This window comes from Streptomyces sp. NPDC004266 (genome assembly GCF_042874095.1).
In the GTDB taxonomy this organism is placed as follows: domain Bacteria; phylum Actinomycetota; class Actinomycetes; order Streptomycetales; family Streptomycetaceae; genus Streptomyces.
Map to the genome: position 1 here is coordinate 169,073 of NZ_JBIAMM010000003.1, position 18,242 is coordinate 187,314.

General features: G+C 67.5%; 13 protein-coding genes and 1 tRNA gene. 2 read left to right on the forward strand and 12 right to left on the reverse strand.

The window, feature by feature from the left end; translation table 11 throughout:
* Window positions 1-20 precede the first annotated feature (20 nt).
* The 10 genes from ACFYUZ_RS08805 to ACFYUZ_RS08850 form a co-directional block, all read right to left on the reverse strand.
* Window positions 21-3,920, reverse strand: a complete 3,900-nt coding sequence (locus tag ACFYUZ_RS08805) for a DNA-directed RNA polymerase subunit beta' (protein ID WP_389307170.1) — start codon at window positions 3,918-3,920, stop codon at window positions 21-23.
* Between the two features lie 99 nt (window positions 3,921-4,019).
* Entirely contained in the window at window positions 4,020-7,502 is a 3,483-nt protein-coding gene (rpoB, locus tag ACFYUZ_RS08810) for a DNA-directed RNA polymerase subunit beta (RefSeq protein WP_389307171.1), read from the reverse strand.
* Between the two features lie 547 nt (window positions 7,503-8,049).
* Window positions 8,050-8,436: a 50S ribosomal protein L7/L12 gene (gene rplL / locus ACFYUZ_RS08815; protein WP_389307172.1), complete on the reverse strand. Its 387-nt coding sequence runs from the start codon at window positions 8,434-8,436 to the stop codon at window positions 8,050-8,052.
* 112 nt (window positions 8,437-8,548) lie between these two features.
* Window positions 8,549-9,079, reverse strand: a complete 531-nt coding sequence (rplJ, locus tag ACFYUZ_RS08820) for a 50S ribosomal protein L10 (RefSeq protein WP_030757401.1) — start codon at window positions 9,077-9,079, stop codon at window positions 8,549-8,551.
* Between the two features lie 251 nt (window positions 9,080-9,330).
* A complete protein-coding gene (locus ACFYUZ_RS08825) occupies window positions 9,331-10,122 on the reverse strand; it encodes a hypothetical protein (protein ID WP_389307173.1) in 792 nt (263 codons plus the stop codon).
* Between the two features lie 142 nt (window positions 10,123-10,264).
* On the reverse strand, window positions 10,265-10,993 hold the full coding sequence (gene rplA, locus ACFYUZ_RS08830) for a 50S ribosomal protein L1 (RefSeq protein WP_030687892.1): 729 nt from the start codon (window positions 10,991-10,993) through the stop codon (window positions 10,265-10,267).
* 104 nt (window positions 10,994-11,097) lie between these two features.
* A complete protein-coding gene (gene rplK / locus ACFYUZ_RS08835; protein WP_030687894.1) occupies window positions 11,098-11,532 on the reverse strand; it encodes a 50S ribosomal protein L11 in 435 nt (144 codons plus the stop codon).
* Between the two features lie 158 nt (window positions 11,533-11,690).
* Entirely contained in the window at window positions 11,691-12,542 is an 852-nt protein-coding gene (gene nusG, locus ACFYUZ_RS08840) for a transcription termination/antitermination protein NusG (RefSeq protein WP_389307174.1), read from the reverse strand.
* 44 nt (window positions 12,543-12,586) lie between these two features.
* Entirely contained in the window at window positions 12,587-12,871 is a 285-nt protein-coding gene (gene secE / locus ACFYUZ_RS08845) for a preprotein translocase subunit SecE (protein ID WP_030687899.1), read from the reverse strand.
* A 103-nt stretch (window positions 12,872-12,974) separates the two neighbouring features.
* Window positions 12,975-13,047, reverse strand: a tRNA-Trp gene (locus ACFYUZ_RS08850).
* 206 nt (window positions 13,048-13,253) lie between these two features.
* On the opposite strand from ACFYUZ_RS08850, the gene ACFYUZ_RS08855 reads away from it, so the two are divergent.
* Both ACFYUZ_RS08855 and ACFYUZ_RS08860 read left to right on the forward strand, forming a co-directional pair.
* Entirely contained in the window at window positions 13,254-14,480 is a 1,227-nt protein-coding gene (locus tag ACFYUZ_RS08855; protein WP_389307175.1) for a pyridoxal phosphate-dependent aminotransferase, read from the forward strand.
* A 131-nt stretch (window positions 14,481-14,611) separates the two neighbouring features.
* Window positions 14,612-15,631 (forward strand): adenosine deaminase, encoded by a 1,020-nt coding sequence (locus tag ACFYUZ_RS08860; RefSeq protein ID WP_389307176.1) that lies wholly within the window; start codon window positions 14,612-14,614, stop codon window positions 15,629-15,631.
* A 58-nt stretch (window positions 15,632-15,689) separates the two neighbouring features.
* Here ACFYUZ_RS08860 and ACFYUZ_RS08865 read toward each other — a convergent pair whose 3' ends face one another.
* Complete coding sequence (locus tag ACFYUZ_RS08865) at window positions 15,690-16,952, reverse strand: RNA-guided endonuclease InsQ/TnpB family protein (protein WP_389307177.1); 1,263 nt, start codon at window positions 16,950-16,952, stop codon at window positions 15,690-15,692.
* Window positions 16,953-17,136: 184 nt separating this feature from the next.
* Window positions 17,137-18,213 carry a UDP-N-acetylmuramate dehydrogenase gene (locus ACFYUZ_RS08870; RefSeq protein WP_389307178.1) on the reverse strand — a complete coding sequence of 359 codons (1,077 nt, stop codon included), beginning with the start codon at window positions 18,211-18,213 and terminating at the stop codon, window positions 17,137-17,139.
* Window positions 18,214-18,242 lie beyond the last annotated feature (29 nt).

Genomic DNA, 18,242 nt, shown 5'->3' on the forward strand with positions numbered 1-18,242 from the left:
CGCCCTTCGGTTCGCACTGCTTACTGGTTGTACGGACCGTAGTCGTAGTCCTCCAGCGGAACGGCCTGGCCGGAGCCCGAGCCGAACGGCGAGTAGTCGATGTCGTCGTAGCCGACGGCCGAGTACATCGCGGCCTTGGCCTCCTCGGTCGGCTCGACCCGGATGTTGCGGTAGCGGGACAGACCCGTACCGGCCGGGATGAGCTTACCGATGATGACGTTCTCCTTGAGGCCGATGAGGCTGTCGGACTTGGCGTTGATCGCCGCGTCCGTCAGAACTCGGGTCGTCTCCTGGAAGGAGGCGGCCGACAGCCAGGACTCCGTCGCCAGCGAGGCCTTGGTGATACCCATCAGCTGCGGACGGCCGGAGGCGGGGTGACCGCCCTCGGTGACCACACGACGGTTCTCCTGCTCGAACTTCGAGCGCTCGACCAGCTCGCCCGGGAGGAGCTCCGCGTCGCCGGACTCGATGATCGTCACGCGGCGCAGCATCTGCCGGATGATGATCTCGATGTGCTTGTCGTGGATCGACACGCCCTGCGAGTTGTAGACCTTCTGGACTTCGCCGACCAGGTGGACCTGGACCGCGCGCTGACCGAGGATCCGGAGCACGTCGTGCGGGTTGGTGGCACCCACGGTGAGCTTCTGGCCCACCTCGACGTGGTCGCCCTCGCCCACGAGCAGACGGGCACGCTTCGAGATCGGGAACGCCGTCTCGTCGGTGCCGTCGTCCGGGGTGACGACGATCTTCTTGGTCTTCTCGGTCTCCTCGATGCGGACGCGACCGGCCGCCTCGGAGATCGGGGCGACACCCTTCGGCTGCCGCGCCTCGAAGAGCTCGACGACACGGGGCAGACCCTGGGTGATGTCGTCACCGGCCACACCACCGGTGTGGAAGGTACGCATCGTCAGCTGGGTACCGGGCTCACCGATGGACTGGGCGGCGATGATGCCGACCGCCTCACCGATGTCGACCAGCTTGCCGGTGGCGAGCGAACGGCCGTAGCAGAACGCACAGGTGCCGACGGCGGACTCACAGGTCAGGACCGAACGGGTCTTGACCTCCTCGACGCCCGCGTTGACCAGGGCGTCGATGAGCACGTCACCCAGGTCGACGTTGGCCGGCGCGATGACCTTGCCGTCCACGACGACGTCCTCGGCGAGCATCCGCGCGTACACGGAGGTCTCGACGTCGTCCGTCTTCCGCAGGACACCGGCCTCGTCCTTGGCCGCGATCCGCAGCTTCAGACCGCGCTCGGTGCCACAGTCCTCCTCGCGGATGATGACGTCCTGCGAGACGTCCACCAGACGACGGGTCAGGTAACCCGAGTCGGCGGTACGCAGGGCGGTGTCGGCGAGACCCTTACGGGCACCGTGCGTCGAGATGAAGTACTCGAGGACGGAGAGGCCCTCACGGAAGGACGCCTTGATGGGACGCGGGATGGTCTCGTTCTTGGCGTTCGACACCAGACCACGCATACCGGCGATCTGCCGCATCTGCATCATGTTTCCTCGGGCACCCGAGTCAACCATCATGAAGATGGGGTTCGTCTTGGGGAAGTTCGCGTTCATCGCCTCGGCGACCTCGTTGGTCGCCTTGGTCCAGATCGCGATGAGCTCCTGCGTGCGCTCTTCCTTGGTGATCAGACCGCGCTCGTACTGCTTCTGGACCTTCTCGTCCTGCGCCTCGTAGCCCTTGACGATCTCCTTCTTCGCCTCGGGAACGACGACGTCGGAGATGGCCACGGTGACACCGGAACGGGTCGCCCAGTAGAAGCCCGCCGCCTTCAGGTTGTCGAGCGTCGCCGCCACGATGACCTTGGGGTAGCGCTCGGCGAGGTCGTTGACGATCTCGGAGAGCTGCTTCTTGCCGACGGAGTAGTCGACGAACGGGTAGTCCTCGGGCAGCAGCTCGTTGAAGAGCGCGCGGCCCAGCGAGGTCTTCAGACGGAACGAGTCACCCTGCTGCCACTCCGGCTCGCCCTCCTCGGCGACCGGGGGAACCCAGCCACGGGGAGCGACGGTGCCGACCGGGAAGCGGATCTCGATCTGCGACTGCAGCGCGAGCTCGCCGGCGTCGAACGCCATGATCGCCTCGGCCGTGGAGCCGAACGCGCGGCCCTCGCCCTTGGTGTCACGGAGCTCACCGTCGGTGGTCAGGAAGAACAGACCGAGGACCATGTCCTGGGTCGGCATCGTGACCGGACGGCCGTCGGCGGGCTTGAGGATGTTGTTCGAGGACAGCATCAGGATGCGGGCCTCGGCCTGCGCCTCCGCGGAGAGCGGCAGGTGGACGGCCATCTGGTCACCGTCGAAGTCCGCGTTGAACGCGGTGCAGACGAGCGGGTGGATCTGGATGGCCTTGCCCTCGACCAGCTGCGGCTCGAAGGCCTGGATGCCGAGGCGGTGCAGCGTGGGCGCACGGTTCAGCAGCACCGGGTGCTCGGCGATGACCTCTTCGAGGACGTCGTACACGACGGTGCGGCCGCGCTCGACCATGCGCTTAGCCGACTTGATGTTCTGCGCGTGGTTCAGGTCGACCAGGCGCTTCATCACGAACGGCTTGAAGAGCTCCAGCGCCATGGCCTTCGGCAGACCGCACTGGTGCAGCTTGAGCTGCGGGCCGACGACGATGACGGAACGCGCCGAGTAGTCGACACGCTTGCCGAGCAGGTTCTGACGGAATCGACCCTGCTTGCCCTTCAGCATGTCGCTGAGGGACTTCAGCGGACGGTTGCCGGGGCCCGTCACCGGGCGACCACGACGGCCGTTGTCGAAGAGGGCGTCGACCGCCTCCTGGAGCATCCGCTTCTCGTTGTTCACGATGATCTCGGGGGCACCGAGGTCGAGCAGACGCTTCAGACGGTTGTTGCGGTTGATCACACGGCGGTACAGGTCGTTCAGGTCGGAGGTCGCGAAGCGGCCACCGTCCAGCTGCACCATCGGACGCAGGTCCGGCGGGATGACCGGGACGCAGTCGAGGACCATGCCCTTGGGGCTGTTCGCCGTCTGCAGGAACGCGGAGACGACCTTGAGGCGCTTGAGCGCACGGGTCTTCTTCTGGCCCTTGCCGGTACGGATGATCTCGCGGAGGCGCTCGGCCTCCTCGTCCAGGTCGAAGGACTCCAGGCGCTTCTGCAGCGCCGCGGCACCCATCGAGCCGTCGAAGTACGTGCCGAAGCGGTCACGCAGCTCGCGGTAGAGGAGCTCGTCGCCCTCCAGGTCCTGGACCTTGAGGTTCTTGAAGCGCGACCAGACCTCGTCCAGACGGTCGATCTCGCGCTGCGCGCGGTCGCGCAGCTGCTTCATCTCGCGCTCGGCACCCTCGCGCACCTTGCGGCGCACGTCGGCCTTGGCGCCCTCGGCCTCCAGCTCGGCGAGGTCGTTCTCGAGCTTCTTGGCGCGGGCCTCCAGGTCGGAGTCGCGACGGTTCTCGATCTGCTGGCGCTCGACGGAGACGTGCGCCTCCAGCGAGGGCAGGTCACGCGTACGACGCTCGTCGTCGACGTACGTGATCATGTACGCCGCGAAGTAGATGACCTTCTCCAGGTCCTTCGGGGCGAGGTCGAGCAGGTAGCCAAGACGCGACGGAACGCCCTTGAAGTACCAGATGTGCGTGACGGGCGCGGCGAGCTCGATGTGGCCCATCCGCTCACGGCGCACCTTGGCGCGAGTGACCTCGACGCCACACCGCTCACAGATGATGCCCTTGAAGCGGACGCGCTTGTACTTGCCGCAGTAGCACTCCCAGTCCCGGGTCGGACCGAAGATCTTCTCGCAGAAGAGTCCGTCCTTCTCGGGCTTCAGGGTGCGGTAGTTGATGGTCTCCGGCTTCTTGACCTCGCCGTGGCTCCACTGACGGATGTCGTCAGCGGTGGCCAGACCGATCCGGAGCTCGTCGAAGAAGTTGACGTCGAGCACTATGCGTCAATCCCTCTCAGGGTTGTAAGGCTGTGGGTCTGATACGGGGGTCCTGGGGCCGGCGGGGGGCTCATCGCTGAGCCCCCCGCCGGACTCCCGTCAGACCTCTTCGACGCTGCTCGGCTCGCGCCGGGACAGGTCGATGCCGAGCTCCTCCGCTGCGCGGAAGACGTCCTCGTCGGTGTCGCGCATCTCGATGGACATGCCGTCCGAGGACAGCACCTCCACGTTGAGGCACAGGGACTGCATCTCCTTGATGAGGACCTTGAAGGACTCGGGGATGCCGGGCTCAGGGATGTTCTCGCCCTTGACGATGGCCTCGTAGACCTTCACGCGGCCGGTCACGTCGTCGGACTTGATCGTCAGCAGCTCCTGGAGGGCGTACGCGGCGCCGTAAGCCTCCAGCGCCCACACCTCCATCTCACCGAAGCGCTGGCCACCGAACTGGGCCTTACCACCCAGCGGCTGCTGGGTGATCATCGAGTACGGGCCGGTCGAGCGGGCGTGCAGCTTGTCGTCGACCAGGTGGTGGAGCTTGAGGATGTACATGTACCCGACGGAGATCGGGTCCGGGAACGGCTCGCCGGAGCGGCCGTCGAACAGCCTCGCCTTACCGGTCGGGAGCACCATGCGCTCGCCGTCGCGGTTCGGGATGGTGTGCTGGAGCAGACCCGCGAGCTCGTCCTCACGCGCACCGTCGAAGACCGGGGTGGCGACGTTGGTGCCGGGGGCGACCTGGTCGGCGCCGATCGCCTGGAGGCGCTGCGCCCACTCGTCCGCGAGACCGGAGACGTCCCAGCCGCGGCTGGCGAGCCAGCCGAGGTGGATCTCCAGGACCTGTCCCGGGTTCATTCGGGACGGGACACCCAGCGGGTTGAGGATGATGTCGACCGGGGTGCCGTCCTCGAGGAACGGCATGTCCTCGATCGGGAGGATCTTGGAGATGACACCCTTGTTGCCGTGACGGCCGGCGAGCTTGTCACCGTCGGTGATCTTGCGCTTCTGGGCGACGTAGACGCGGACCAGCTGGTTCACGCCCGGGGGAAGCTCGTCGCCCTCCTCGCGGTCGAAGACGCGGACGCCGATGATCTTGCCGATCTCGCCGTGCGGCACCTTCAGCGAGGTGTCACGGACCTCACGGGCCTTCTCACCGAAGATCGCGCGGAGCAGGCGCTCCTCCGGGGTCAGCTCGGTCTCGCCCTTCGGGGTGACCTTGCCGACCAGGATGTCGCCGGCGACGACCTCGGCACCGATGCGGATGATGCCGCGCTCGTCGAGGTCCGCGAGGACCTCCTCGGAGACGTTCGGGATGTCCCGGGTGATCTCCTCGGGGCCGAGCTTGGTGTCACGGGCGTCGACCTCGTGCTCCTCGATGTGGATCGAGGAGAGGACGTCGTCCTGCACGAGGCGCTGCGACAGGATGATCGCGTCCTCGTAGTTGTGGCCCTCCCACGGCATGAACGCCACGAGCAGGTTCTTGCCGAGCGCCATCTCGCCGTCTTCGGTGGCGGGACCGTCGGCGAGGACCTGGCCCTCGATGACGCGGTCGCCCTCGTCCACGACGACCTTCTGGTTCACAGAGGTGCCCTGGTTGGAGCGGGAGAACTTGTGCAGGCGGTACGTGATGTACGTGCCGTCGTCGTTGGCGACCGTGATGTAGTCGGCCGACAGCTCCTGGACGACACCGTCCTTCTCGGCCTTGAGCACGTCGCCGGCGTCGGTGGCGCAGCGGTACTCCATGCCGGTGCCGACGAGCGGGGCCTCCGACTTAATCAGCGGGACGGCCTGACGCATCATGTTCGCGCCCATGAGGGCACGGTTGGCGTCGTCGTGCTCGAGGAAGGGGATCATGGCGGTCGCGACCGACACCATCTGGCGCGGCGAGACGTCCATGTAGTCCACGTCCGACGGCTCGACGTAGTCGACCTCGCCGCCACGCTTGCGGACCAGGACGCGGTTCTCGGAGAAGCGGAGCTCCTCGTCGAGCGCGGCGTTGGCCTGCGCGATGACGAAGCGGTCCTCCTCGTCGGCGGTGACGTAGTCGACCTCGTCGGTGACCCGGCCGTCGACGACCTTGCGGTACGGCGTCTCGATGAAGCCGAACGCGTTGACGCGGCCGTACGAGGCGAGCGAACCGATCAGACCGATGTTCGGGCCTTCGGGGGTCTCGATCGGGCACATGCGTCCGTAGTGGGACGGGTGCACGTCTCGGACCTCGAAGCCGGCCCGCTCACGGGAGAGACCACCGGGACCCAGCGCCGAGAGACGACGCTTGTGCGTCAGACCCGACAGCGGGTTGTTCTGGTCCATGAACTGGGACAGCTGCGAGGTGCCGAAGAACTCCTTGATCGACGCCACGACCGGGCGGATGTTGATCAGGGTCTGCGGGGTGATCGCCTCGACGTCCTGGGTGGTCATCCGCTCGCGGACGACGCGCTCCATACGAGCCAGACCCGTGCGGACCTGGTTCTGGATGAGCTCGCCGACGTTGCGCAGACGACGGTTGCCGAAGTGGTCGATGTCGTCGGTCTCGACGACGATCTCGTTGCCGTTCTCGCCGATCGTCTCGGTCTCGCCCGCGTGGAGCTTCACCAGGTACTTGATCGTGGCGATGATGTCGTCGGTGGTGAGGACACCGGCGTCCAGCGGCTCGTCGGCGCCGAGCTTCTTGTTCACCTTGTAGCGGCCGACCTTCGCGAGGTCGTAGCGCTTCGGGTTGAAGTAGAGGTTCTCGAGCAGCGTCTGAGCGGCCTCACGGGTCGGCGGCTCGCCCGGACGGAGCTTGCGGTAGATGTCCAGCAGCGCGTCGTCCTGGCCCTGGGTGTGGTCCTTCTCCAGGGTGGCGCGCATCGACTCGTACTCGCCGAACTCCTGGAGGATCTGCTCGGTGGTCCAGCCGAGGGCCTTCAGGAGGACGGTGACGGACTGCTTGCGCTTGCGGTCGATGCGGACACCGACCAGGTCGCGCTTGTCGATCTCCATCTCCAGCCAGGCACCCCGGGAGGGGATGATCTTGGCGGAGAAGATGTCCTTGTCGGACGTCTTGTCGATGGAGGAGTCGAAGTAGACACCGGGGGAACGGACCAGCTGCGACACCACGACACGCTCGGTGCCGTTGATGACGAAGGTGCCCTTGTTGGTCATGAGCGGGAAGTCGCCCATGAAGACCGTCTGGGACTTGATCTCGCCGGTCTCGTTGTTGGTGAACTCGGCGGTGACGAAGAGCGGGGCGCCGTACGTGAAGTCACGGTCCTTGCACTCGTCGATCGAGTTCTTCGGCGGCTCGAAGCGGTGGTCGCGGAAGGTCAGCGACATCGACCCGGAGAAGTCCTCGATCGGGGAGATCTCCTCGAAGATCTCCTCCAGACCGGACTTCGTGGGGACGTCCTGTCCCGACTCAAGGGCAGCCTCGACGCGAGCCTTCCAGGCGGCGTTGCCGAGCAGCCAGTCAAAGCTCTCGGTCTGCAGCGCGAGGAGGTTCGGAACCTCGAGGGGCTCCTTGATCTTTGCAAAGGAGATGCGCAGCGGGGCGGTGCTTGCGCCGTTGTTCGTATTGGTCGAGGCGTTGCGCGAGGCGGCCAAGAGGGGGTCCTTCCGAGGGCTCGGACTCACTACGCGCGTACCGGTCCCCAGCAACACTTCACGGCAGACGTTTCCTGAGATGACCGAAAGGCCAGGTCAGACGGGGTCGGTCCACGAAGTTGATGCGAAGGTATGCCCCTGGTGACGGGCAGGGGGCAGCTAACAGGCAGCGCAAAGGGTCAGTGTAGCCACTTGGCCCACTGATGTCCAGGGCGTCTTCTTCGCGACCCTCGTTGCTCTCAACTCCGCGGTACCTCGCGCCGTGCGGCGCACCTCGATACTGCCCGTTCGGTCGTCGATCCATGCCTCGGAAACGGATCGTTGTGACGACGCGTCCTGAGAATTGCGCGCTGCGTGCGGTTCGTCAAGGCCCCCCGGTGTGCGGGGCGCACGGCGAAGATCACCATACTCCGCTTCCGGCGGCCCTCGGGACCCCCGCCACGCCCGTTCCGGGAACGCCGAAAGGCGACCACCCAGATGGATGATCGCCTCTCGGTGCCTCCGCGTTACACGGGGGCAGGAGTCAGCTCAGCGAGCCGAAACGGTCTTACTTGACCGTGACGGAGGCGCCGGCGGCCTTGAGGGACTCGGCAGCCTTCTCGGCGGCCTCCTTCGCGACCTTCTCGAGGACCGGCTTCGGGGTGCCGTCGACGAGGTCCTTGGCCTCCTTGAGGCCCAGGGAGGTGAGCTCGCGCACGACCTTGATGACCTGGATCTTCTTGTCGCCGGCACCCTCGAGGATGACGTCGAACTCGTCCTGCTCCTCGGCCTGGGCGGCGCCACCGTCACCCGAGACCGGGCCGGCGGCAACGGCGACGGCCGCGGCGGCGGTGACGTCGAACTTCTCCTCGAAGGCCTTCACGAACTCGGAGAGCTCGATGAGGGTCATCTCCTCGAACTGGGCGAGGAGGTCGTCCTGAGAGAGCTTCGCCATGATGGGCGATCCTTCCACTAATCTCGGCAGGTGCCGATGTGTCTATAGAGGCGGGCGTAACGGCCCGCTACGACCCGCGCACTAGGCGGCGCGGATCAATGCGCGAGCCGAATTACTCGGCACCGCCCTGCTCGGCCTGCTTGGCGCGAAGCGCGTCCACGGTGCGGACGAGCTTCGACGGCAGCGCCTGGAAGAGCTGGGCAGCCTGAGACTGCTTGCCCTTGAACGCGCCGGCCAGCTTGCTGAGCAGAACCTCGCGGGACTCGAGGTCCGCAAGCTTCTTGATGTCGTCGGCGGAGAGAGCCTTACCGTCAAGGACACCGGCCTTGATGATGAGGTTCGGGTTCTCCTTGGCGAAGTCACGCAGGGCCTTCGCCGACTCCACCGGGTCACCGGTGACGAAGGCGACCGCGGTCGGACCAGCGAAGTGCTCGTCCAGTGCGGTGATCCCGGCCTCGTTGGCCGCAATCTTGGTCAGCGTGTTCTTCACCACGGCGTACTGGGCGTTCTCACCGAGAGAGCGACGCAGCGTCTTGAGCTGCGCGACGGTGAGACCCCGGTACTCGGTCAGCACGGCGGCGTTGGAGCTCTGGAACGCGTCCTTGAGCTCGGCCACCGATGCAGCCTTGTTGGGCGTCGGCATAGTGCGTCAGCCTCCTTCCGGGTGATGAGGACCGCTCAGAAGGAGGCTGAACAAAACAAAACGCCCCGGGCGCAGGCGCACGGGGCTGAGCTCGACCGAACGGTAAGGTCCGGGAACACTTCCACAGTCACCTGCGCGGGTCGTCCGTCGTCAGCGGATCCTTCGGCCACCGCACCCGGTAAGGGCACAGCAACGACCAGCGGTCTTTGGCTTCTGTGGAAGCGTACGCGACGGCCTGGGCCAGGAGCAAATCAGCCCCTACCGAGGCGCTTCAGGAGATCCGTGAAGGCGACGGTCTCGCCGGCGGGCGGGGCCTGGACGGCGGCCTCGGCACCGAAGTCCGAGTACGTCGTGGTGAGCGTCGTCGTGACTCCGCCCCCGTCGGCCTCCGTGAGGACGACCGTCCGCATCGGGTAACCGTCCGCGCCGATCCAGACCTCCATGTGCCCGCCCTGGGGAAGCTCGCCCTCGTACCCCTGCGCCCCCTTGAAGTCACCGCGCGTCCCGGGGCCGAGGTGCTTGACCGCCGACGCCCCGGCGAGGAGGCCGAGCTCCCGGGGCAGGTCCATGCTCGCGGCCGTCAGACCGCCGGTCAGCTGGAGCATCAGCTCGTCCCCCGCCGCGGCGCCGCCGGTCTCCACCTTCAGCCAGCGCTTCCCGCCCGTCCGGGCGGACAGCCCCGTCCCCAGGTCCACGTAGGTGGCGCCGTCGACCGTGAGCACGCGCGTCTCCACGGGGGCGCCGGGGATGTCGGCCAGGTACGACGAGTCGTAGACCTTCAGGTCGGCGGCCACGGGCCCCCACGCCTGGACACCGGTGAACGTGCTGCCGCCGGGCGCCTTGTCGCCGCCCACGTTCAGGCGCATCTCGACCCTGGCGCCCTTCGCCGCCGAGGTCTTGGCGTACGCGGCCCGGACGGCCTTCGCGGCCTCCTCCGGGCTCTGCGTGGCCGGCCGCGCCGTGGCGGAGGCCCCGGCCGCCTTCGTCCCGCCGTCGCCGTCCCGGCACCCCGCGACACCCGCCACGACGGCGAGGGCCACCACGGCGTACCTCCATCGGGATCCGCTCTTCACTCTTCCCCACCCCTGGTTCTCGACGTCCCGCGTCCCGCGTCCCACAAGAAACCGGCCCCGCACCTCCGGAGAGGTGCGGGGCCGGCTTGACCACTCAGTGAACCGGTGAGGTTCAGACCGCGGCCGGGTCCTCCTCGACGAGGAGGTTGCGGGTGCGGTTGGCGTCCAGCGGGATGCCGGGGCCCATCGTCGTCGTGATGGTCGCCTTCTTGATGTAGCGACCCTTCGCGGCGGACGGCTTCAGACGGAGGATCTCCTCCAGAGCCGCGGCGTAGTTCTCGACCAGCTTCGTCTCGTCGAAGGAGACCTTGCCGATGATGAAGTGCAGGTTCGAGTGCTTGTCGACGCGGAACTCGATCTTGCCGCCCTTGATGTCGTTGACAGCCTTCGCGACATCGGGGGTGACGGTGCCGACCTTGGGGTTCGGCATGAGACCACGCGGGCCGAGGACGCGGCCGAGGCGGCCGACCTTGCCCATGAGGTCCGGGGTGGCCACCACGGCGTCGAACTCGTTCAGGCGGTTGCCCTTGGAGATCTCGTCGATGAGCTCGTCGGAGCCGACGATGTCGGCGCCCGCGGCGATCGCGGCCTCGGCACGGTCACCGGTCGCGAAGACCAGGACCCGGGCGGTCTTACCGGTGCCGTGCGGAAGGTTCACGGTGCCACGGACCATCTGGTCGGCCTTGCGCGGGTCGACGCCCAGGCGGAAGGCGACCTCGACGGTGCCGTCGAACTTCGTGGTGGCGGTGTCCTTGGCGAGACGGACGGCCTCGAGGGGCGCGTAGTTCCGCTCGCGGTCGACCTTGGCGTCCGCGGAGCGGAGAGCCTTGCTGCGCTTCACTGCTTCTCCTGGCAGTTACACCATGCGGCTGTCGCCGCGTGGCAGAGGTGGAGTCGTGGTGCGGGCCGCGCCGGCCCTACCACTGAGAGGTCAAACGGGGGTGATCAGCCCTCGACCGTGATGCCCATGGAACGGGCGGTGCCGGCGATGATCTTGGACGCGGCGTCCAGGTCATTGGCGTTGAGGTCGGGGAGCTTGACCGTGGCGATCTCGCGGACCTGGGCGGCCGTGAGCTTGGCGACCTTGGTCTTGTGCGGCTCGCCGGAGCCCTTCTCCACACCCGCGGCCTTGAGGATCAGCTTGGCGGCCGGCGGAGTCTTGGTGATGAAGGTGAAGGTGCGGTCTTCGTAGACCGTGATCTCCACCGGCACGACCATGCCACGCTGCGACTCGGTCGCGGCGTTGTAGGCCTTGCAGAACTCCATGATGTTGACGCCGTGCTGACCCAGCGCGGGGCCGACCGGCGGGGCCGGGTTGGCCGCACCGGCGTTGATCTGGAGCTTGATAAGCCCCGTGACCTTCTTCTTCTTGGGAGGCATTGCTCTCTCCGGGTCCTAGTGAGAGTGTTCAGCCCGCCATCCGGTCATCCGGATGGAGGCATACCGCACAACGATAACGGGTATAGTCGCGCGGCTAAAAACCGAGCAGGTCAGAGCAGCTGCGAGAGCCACTCTGACCTGGTCGGAAGACGGTGAGATCAGTTCTTCTGGATCTGGTCGAAGCTGAGCTCGACCGGGGTCTCGCGACCGAAGATCTCGACGAGGCCCTTGACCTTCTTCGAGTCCGGGTTGATCTCGTTGATCGTGGCCTGGAGGGTCGCGAACGGGCCGTCGGTGACGGTGACCGAGTCGCCGACCTCGAAGTCCAGGACCTGGACCTCCAGCTTGCGGGCCGGAGCCGGCTTGCCCTCGGCCTCGGCGGCCTCGCGGGCGGCCTTCTCCTCGGCCTCCGGGGCGAGCATCTTGACGATCTCGTCCAGGGTCAGCGGGTACGGGTCGTAGGCGTTGCCCACGAAGCCGGTGACGCCGGGGGTGTTGCGGACGACGCCCCAGGACTCGTTCGTCAGGTCCATGCGGACGAGGACGTAGCCGGGAAGCTTGTTCTGCTTGACGTTCTTCCGCTCGCCGCCCTTGATCTGGACGATCTCTTCCTCGGGGACCTCGGCCTGGTAGATGAAGTCCTCGACGTTGAGCGAGACGGCGCGCTGCTCGAGGTTGGCCTTCACGCGCTTCTCGTAGCCCGCGTAGGTGTGGATGACGTACCACTCGCCGGGGAGGGTGCGGAGCTCCTCGCGGAGCGCGGCGACCGGGTCGACCGGGGCGGCCGGCTCGGCCTGCTCCTCGGTCTCTTCCTCGGCGTCCTCGACCTCGGCCTCGACGGCGTCGTCCTCGTCGGCCTCGGCCTCGTCGCTCTCGGCGTCCTCGTCCGCAGCGTCCTCAGCAGCGTCGACCTCGACGTCCTCGACGTCCTCGTCGGCGGCCTCGACGATGTCCAGCTCGTCCTCGACGGACTCGGACTCGAAGGCGTCGTTCAGGTTCGCGTCAGACACGGTGGCTGCTTCTTCCTGCGATACAGATGGGGTGGAACAAAAAGTCAGCCGAAGACGTACTTGACTGCTTCCTGGAAGCCATAGTCAATCACGGTGACGAGGCCGATCATGATGACGACGAAGACAATCACCACGGTGGTGTACGTCGACAGCTGGCTGCGCGTGGGCCAGACGACCTTGCGGAGCTCGGCGATGATCTGGCGGTAGAAGAGCGCGAGACGGCCCAGAGGGCCCTTCTTTCCGCGCTTCCCGCCCTTGCGGGACTTCTTCTTCGACTCTGCGGACTCGTCGGCATCAGGCATGTCGATGGAGCCTACGGCGTCCGTCACGATCTCTCACCTGATTCCGGGTCGGCCGTGCCGCGCCCGGGTGGAGCCGCACGGCGGTGCAATGAAGTACGTACATGCGCACAACACCTGGCGGTGTGTGTAGCAGGGCCGGAGGGACTTGAACCCCCAACCGCCGGTTTTGGAGACCGGTGCTCTACCAATTGAGCTACGACCCTTTGTCGGTGTCCCCCAACCTACCGCATCGTGAGACGCGGTTGTTGCGGACCAACGAGCAGTGAGCATACGTGGTCATGGGCCCCTACGTCGAACAGAAAGCGCGCCGACCTGCCGTCGGACGCGCGTACGACCGGGAATGACCGTTCCTGTCCGGTCCGTGAAACCTGTGTGCCGGGCCTCTGCGTGGTCTGGGACGATGGGCCGTATGAGCGCTGCTACCCCTCCCACCGAGCGTCGGGTCTCCGCCCGGATCGGTGCGATCTCCGAGTCCGCCACCCTCGCCGTCGACGCCAAGGCCAAGGCCCTCAAGGCCGCCGGTCGCCCGGTGATCGGTTTCGGCGCGGGTGAGCCCGACTTCCCGACCCCGGACTACATCGTCGAGGCGGCCGTCGAGGCCTGCAAGAACCCCAAGTACCACCGCTACACGCCGGCCGGCGGCCTGCCCGAGCTGAAGACCGCGATCGCCGAGAAGACGCTGCGCGACTCCGGTTACGAGGTCGACGCCTCCCAGGTCCTGGTGACCAACGGCGGCAAGCAGGCGATCTACGAGGCCTTCGCCGCGATCCTCGACCCGGGCGACGAGGTCATCGTCCCGGCGCCGTACTGGACGACGTACCCCGAGTCGATCCGTCTCGCGGGCGGTGTCCCGGTGGAGGTCGTGGCCGACGAGACCACCGGCTACCGGGTCTCGGTGGAGCAGCTGGAGGCGGCGCGCACGGAGAAGACCAAGGTCGTCCTCTTCGTCTCCCCCTCGAACCCGACCGGCGCGGTCTACAGCGAGGCGGACGCCGAGGCGATCGGCCGCTGGGCCGTCGAGCACGGCCTGTGGGTCCTGACGGACGAGATCTACGAGCACCTGGTCTACGGCGACGCGAAGTTCACCTCGCTGCCGGCGCTCGTGCCCGAGCTGCGCGACAAGTGCATCGTGGTGAACGGCGTGGCGAAGACGTACGCGATGACGGGCTGGCGCGTCGGGTGGATCGTCGGCCCGAAGGACGTCGTGAAGGCCGCGACGAACCTGCAGTCGCACGCCACGTCCAACGTGAGCAACGTCGCGCAGGTGGCGGCGCTCGCCGCCGTCTCCGGCAACCTGGACGCGGTCGCCGAGATGCGCACCGCCTTCGACCGCCGCCGCCAGACGATCGTGCGGATGCTGAACGAGATCGAGGGCGTGTACTGCCCGACGCCGGAGGGCGCGTTCTACGCGTACCCGTCGGTGAAGGGGCTGCTCGGCAAGGAGATCCGCGGCAAGCGCCCGCAGACCTCGGTCGAGCTGGCCGCCCTGATCCTGGACGAGGCCGAGGTCGCGGTCGTCCCGGGCGAGGCCTTCGGCACCCCTGGCTACCTGCGCCTGTCGTACGCGCTGGGCGACGAGGACCTGGTGGAGGGCGTGTCCCGGATCCAGAAGCTCCTCGCCGAGGCGACCGACTGACGTCGACCGGCCGGCGATGTCGCTGGGCGGGCCCCGGTTCTTCGGAACCGGGGCCCGTTTTTGCGTTCTAGCAAGGTCCCGATCGGGGAAACGGACTGTATTCGTCCATTCGGGTGCGGCAGGATCGGCCAATGGAGCACGTACGCGATCTCACCCTGTTGCCCAAGGCCCATCTGCACCTGCACTTCACCGGTTCGATGCGGCCCACGACGCTCATCGAGCTGGCCGACAAGTACGGCGTGCATCTCCCGGAGGCGCTCAAGAGCGGTACGCCCCCCAAGCTGCGGGCGACCGACGAGCGCGGCTGGTTCCGCTTCCAGCGGCTCTACGACATCGCCCGCTCCTGCCTGCGCGAGCCGGAGGACATCCGGCGGCTGGTGCGCGAGGCGGCGCAGGAGGACGTGCGGGACGGCTCCGGCTGGCTGGAGATCCAGGTCGACCCCACCTCGTACGCCCCGCACCTGGGCGGTCTGATCCCGGCCCTGGAGATCATCCTGGACGCGGTCGACGGGGCCTCCCGGGAGACCGGGCTCGGGATGCGGGTGCTCGTCGCGGCGAACCGGATGAAGCACCCCCTGGAGGCGCGGACCCTGGCCCGGCTCGCGGTGCGGTTCGCGGACCGGGGCGTGGTCGGTTTCGGGCTCTCCAACGACGAGCGGCGGGGCATGGCCCGGGACTTCGACCGGGCCTTCGCGATCGCGCGGGAGGGCGGCCTCCTCGCGGCCCCGCACGGCGGCGAGCTGACGGGCCCCTCGTCCGTGCGGGACTGCCTGGACGACCTGCGGGCGGCCCGGGTGGGCCACGGGGTGCGGGCGGCGGAGGACCCGAGGCTGCTGCGGCGGCTCGCCGAGAAGGGCGTGACCTGCGAGGTCTGCCCGGCGTCGAACGTCGCGCTCGGGGTGTACGAGAAGCACGAGGACGTGCCGCTGCGGACCCTCTTCGAGGCCGGGGTGCCGATGGCGCTCGGCGCGGACGACCCGCTGCTCTTCGGCTCGCGGCTCGCGGCGCAGTACGAGATCGCCCGTCGGCACCACGGCTTCACGGACGCGGAGCTGGCGGAGCTGGCCCGGCAGTCGGTGCGGGGCTCGGCGGCCCCCGAGGACGTCCGGGCGAAGCTGCTCGCGGGGATCGACGACTGGCTGGCAGTGTGAATGAGCCACCGGGAAGGTCTGCTCTTGGAGTGCTCTCCCCATGTGGGGAGATTCCGCCCTACCTGGCGGTGGGCGGCTTGACGCGGCGTACGCGCCTGACGACTGCCCTCCCGGCAGCCGGGATGGCCACGAGGCCGATCCGATACAGGTGCAAGACGTTCCGGGCGCCGTTGTGGTCGGCGTTGCCGGACCATCCGCAGTCCGGGTTCTTGCACACGAACATGGCCTGGGACTTCCGGCTGCCCGGAGTGGTATGCCCGCAGACCGAGCAACGCTGGGAGGTTCCAGGGGCAGGAACTTTGACCAAGCTGCCGCCATTACGGGCAGTTTTATATGTGAGCATCGTGACCGTGCGGCCCCACGCCTCAGCAGCGATGGAGCGGTTCAGCCCGGCTTTCTGCGCCACGTTCTTCCCCGGTGTAGCGATGGTCCCCTTCGCGGACTTGATCATGTTCGTGATGGCAAGTGCCTCAACCACGACCGTGCCGTAGGCACGGGCGATAGCAGTGGTCATCTGATGCTGCCAGTCGTCGGCTCGTCGCTTGGCTTTCGCTCGGAGCTTCGCAATCTGGTCATAGGTGCGGTGCAGGCGACGCGAGGTGTACTCGCCGGGCTTGCGGTGTGTCTTGCGGCGAGCGGCGCGCTGCTCCAGGCGCAGGAGCTTGTTCTTCTCCTTCTCGGTCAGCCACTCCCCGTGGGTGAACGTCGTTCCATCGGACAGAGTGAGCGGCACGGCCACACCGACATCGATGCCGACCTCCGGCCCCGGGTGGGGCTCGGGTGGGGGTTCGACAGTCGTCAGGCGAAAAGCAATGTGCCAGCCAACCGCGTCCCGGACGAGTCGGGCTCCGGTCAACCGGTTCTCGGAGCTGGCGGCCTTCCCGACAGGAAGGCCCTTGGTCCAGCGGAACCGCACACGCCCGATCTTCGGCAGGTTGACCAGACCCCACCGCCGGTGTGCCCGCTGGACGTGAAGATCCCGCCCCTGCGGGACATCCACCGACATGGCGGACCGGAACCGGCCCTTGAACTCTGGGGCGCCCGCACGACCCTCCCAGCAGTTCTTCCACGCCTGCATGTACGCCTTCAGCACCGCCTGTGCTGCCTGCGCGGGAAGAAGGGCAAGGAAGTCGATGTCTTTGCGGGCCTGACGGATCGCGGCGTCAGCGTCAGCGAGGGTCCGCTTGTCCTTCGGCATCATCTGCCACCAGGCGTGCAACAGGTTCCACATCGTGCGGGCCGCGTGCGCCTGAGTGTCAGCTGCCGAAACCTCGGCAGGCGACAGCGCAAGCCTGGCACGATGCCCGAACTGCCGCTTCACTGTCGCACGCCCACTCACACCCCGAAGCTAGGCCGACCTGACGACCCCATGCACGCGATGTTCGCGATTCGGCGAATATCGACTCCAGCATGTTTGCGCACTCACCTCTCGGAACCATTGCCGACATAACGTGATCAATAGTTGCGCCAGAGGTAGCGCTGGCCGGATTGGCAAGCGACAGCCCTCAGATGCTGACGCCCACGGTGACGGGCTCGTTGACCAGGGTGATCCCGAAGGCCTCCCGGACCCCCGCGACGACCTCGCGGGCGAGGGCGAGGAGGTCCTCGGTGGTCGCCTCGCCGCGGTTGGTGAGGGCGAGCGTGTGCTTGGTGGAGATCCGGGCGGGGCCGGAGCCGTACCCCTTGGTGAAGCCGGCCCTGTCGATCAGCCAGGCCGCCGAGGTCTTGGTGAAGGAGGTCCCGACGGGGAACGCCGGGGCCTGGACGTCCGGGCCGAGCCGCTCGGCGACACGGGCCCGGAAGTCGGCGAACTCGTCGTTCGTGAGGATCGGGTTGGTGAAGAAGGAGCCGGCGGACCAGGTGTCGTGGTCCTCGGGGTCCAGGACCATGCCCTTGCTCGCGCGCAGCTTCAGGACGGTCTCGCGGGCCTGTGCGAGCGGCACCCGGTCGCCCATCCCGACGCCGAGGGCGCGGGCGGTCTGCTCGTAGGCGATCGGGGCGGACATGCCGCCGGCGTCCTCCAGCTCGAAGCGGACGCGCAGCACCACGTAGGTGTCCGGCAGCCTCTTGAAGAGGCTGTGCCGGTACGAGAAGTCGCACTGCTCGTTCGTGAGCGTGACGACCTGGTGGTCGTCCCTGTCGTACGCCACGACCTCGGTGATGGTGGCGGAGACGTCCTGCCCGTAGGCGCCGACGTTCTGGATCGGGGTCGCGCCGGCCGAGCCGGGGATGCCGGCCAGGCACTCGATCCCGGCGAGCCCGGCCTCGACGGTCCGGGCGACGACGTCGGTCCAGACCTCACCGGCGGCGACCTCGAGCCGGGTCCCGTCGAGGGCGAAGCCCTCGGTGGCGATGCGCAGCGCGGTCCCCTCGAAGCCCTTGTCCCCGATGACCAGGTTGGATCCGCCGCCGATGATCAGCAGGGGTGACCCCGTGACCTCGGCCTCGCGGATCGCGGCGACGACCTCGTCGTCGGTGGTGGCCGTGACGAGCCGGGTGGCGGGACCGCCGAGCCGGAAGGTGGTCAGGGGCGCGAGGGGGGCGTCGTTGAGGAGCTGCACGGGCTCAAGAGTACGTTCCACTCGTGGGCGGAGGGTTCCGTCCACGAGTG

Excerpts from the sequence above, each read along its gene's own strand:
- rplJ (WP_030757401.1), bottom strand. The coding sequence starts at position 9,079 with ATGCCGACGCCCAACAAGGCTGCATCGGTGGCCGAGCTCAAGGACGCG.
- rplK (WP_030687894.1), bottom strand. The coding sequence starts at position 11,532 with ATGCCTCCCAAGAAGAAGAAGGTCACGGGGCTTATCAAGCTCCAGATC.
- rplL (WP_389307172.1), bottom strand. The coding sequence starts at position 8,436 with ATGGCGAAGCTCTCTCAGGACGACCTCCTCGCCCAGTTCGAGGAGATG.
- ACFYUZ_RS08860 (WP_389307176.1), top strand. The coding sequence starts at position 14,612 with ATGGAGCACGTACGCGATCTCACCCTGTTGCCCAAGGCCCATCTGCAC.
- ACFYUZ_RS08855 (WP_389307175.1), top strand. The coding sequence starts at position 13,254 with ATGAGCGCTGCTACCCCTCCCACCGAGCGTCGGGTCTCCGCCCGGATC.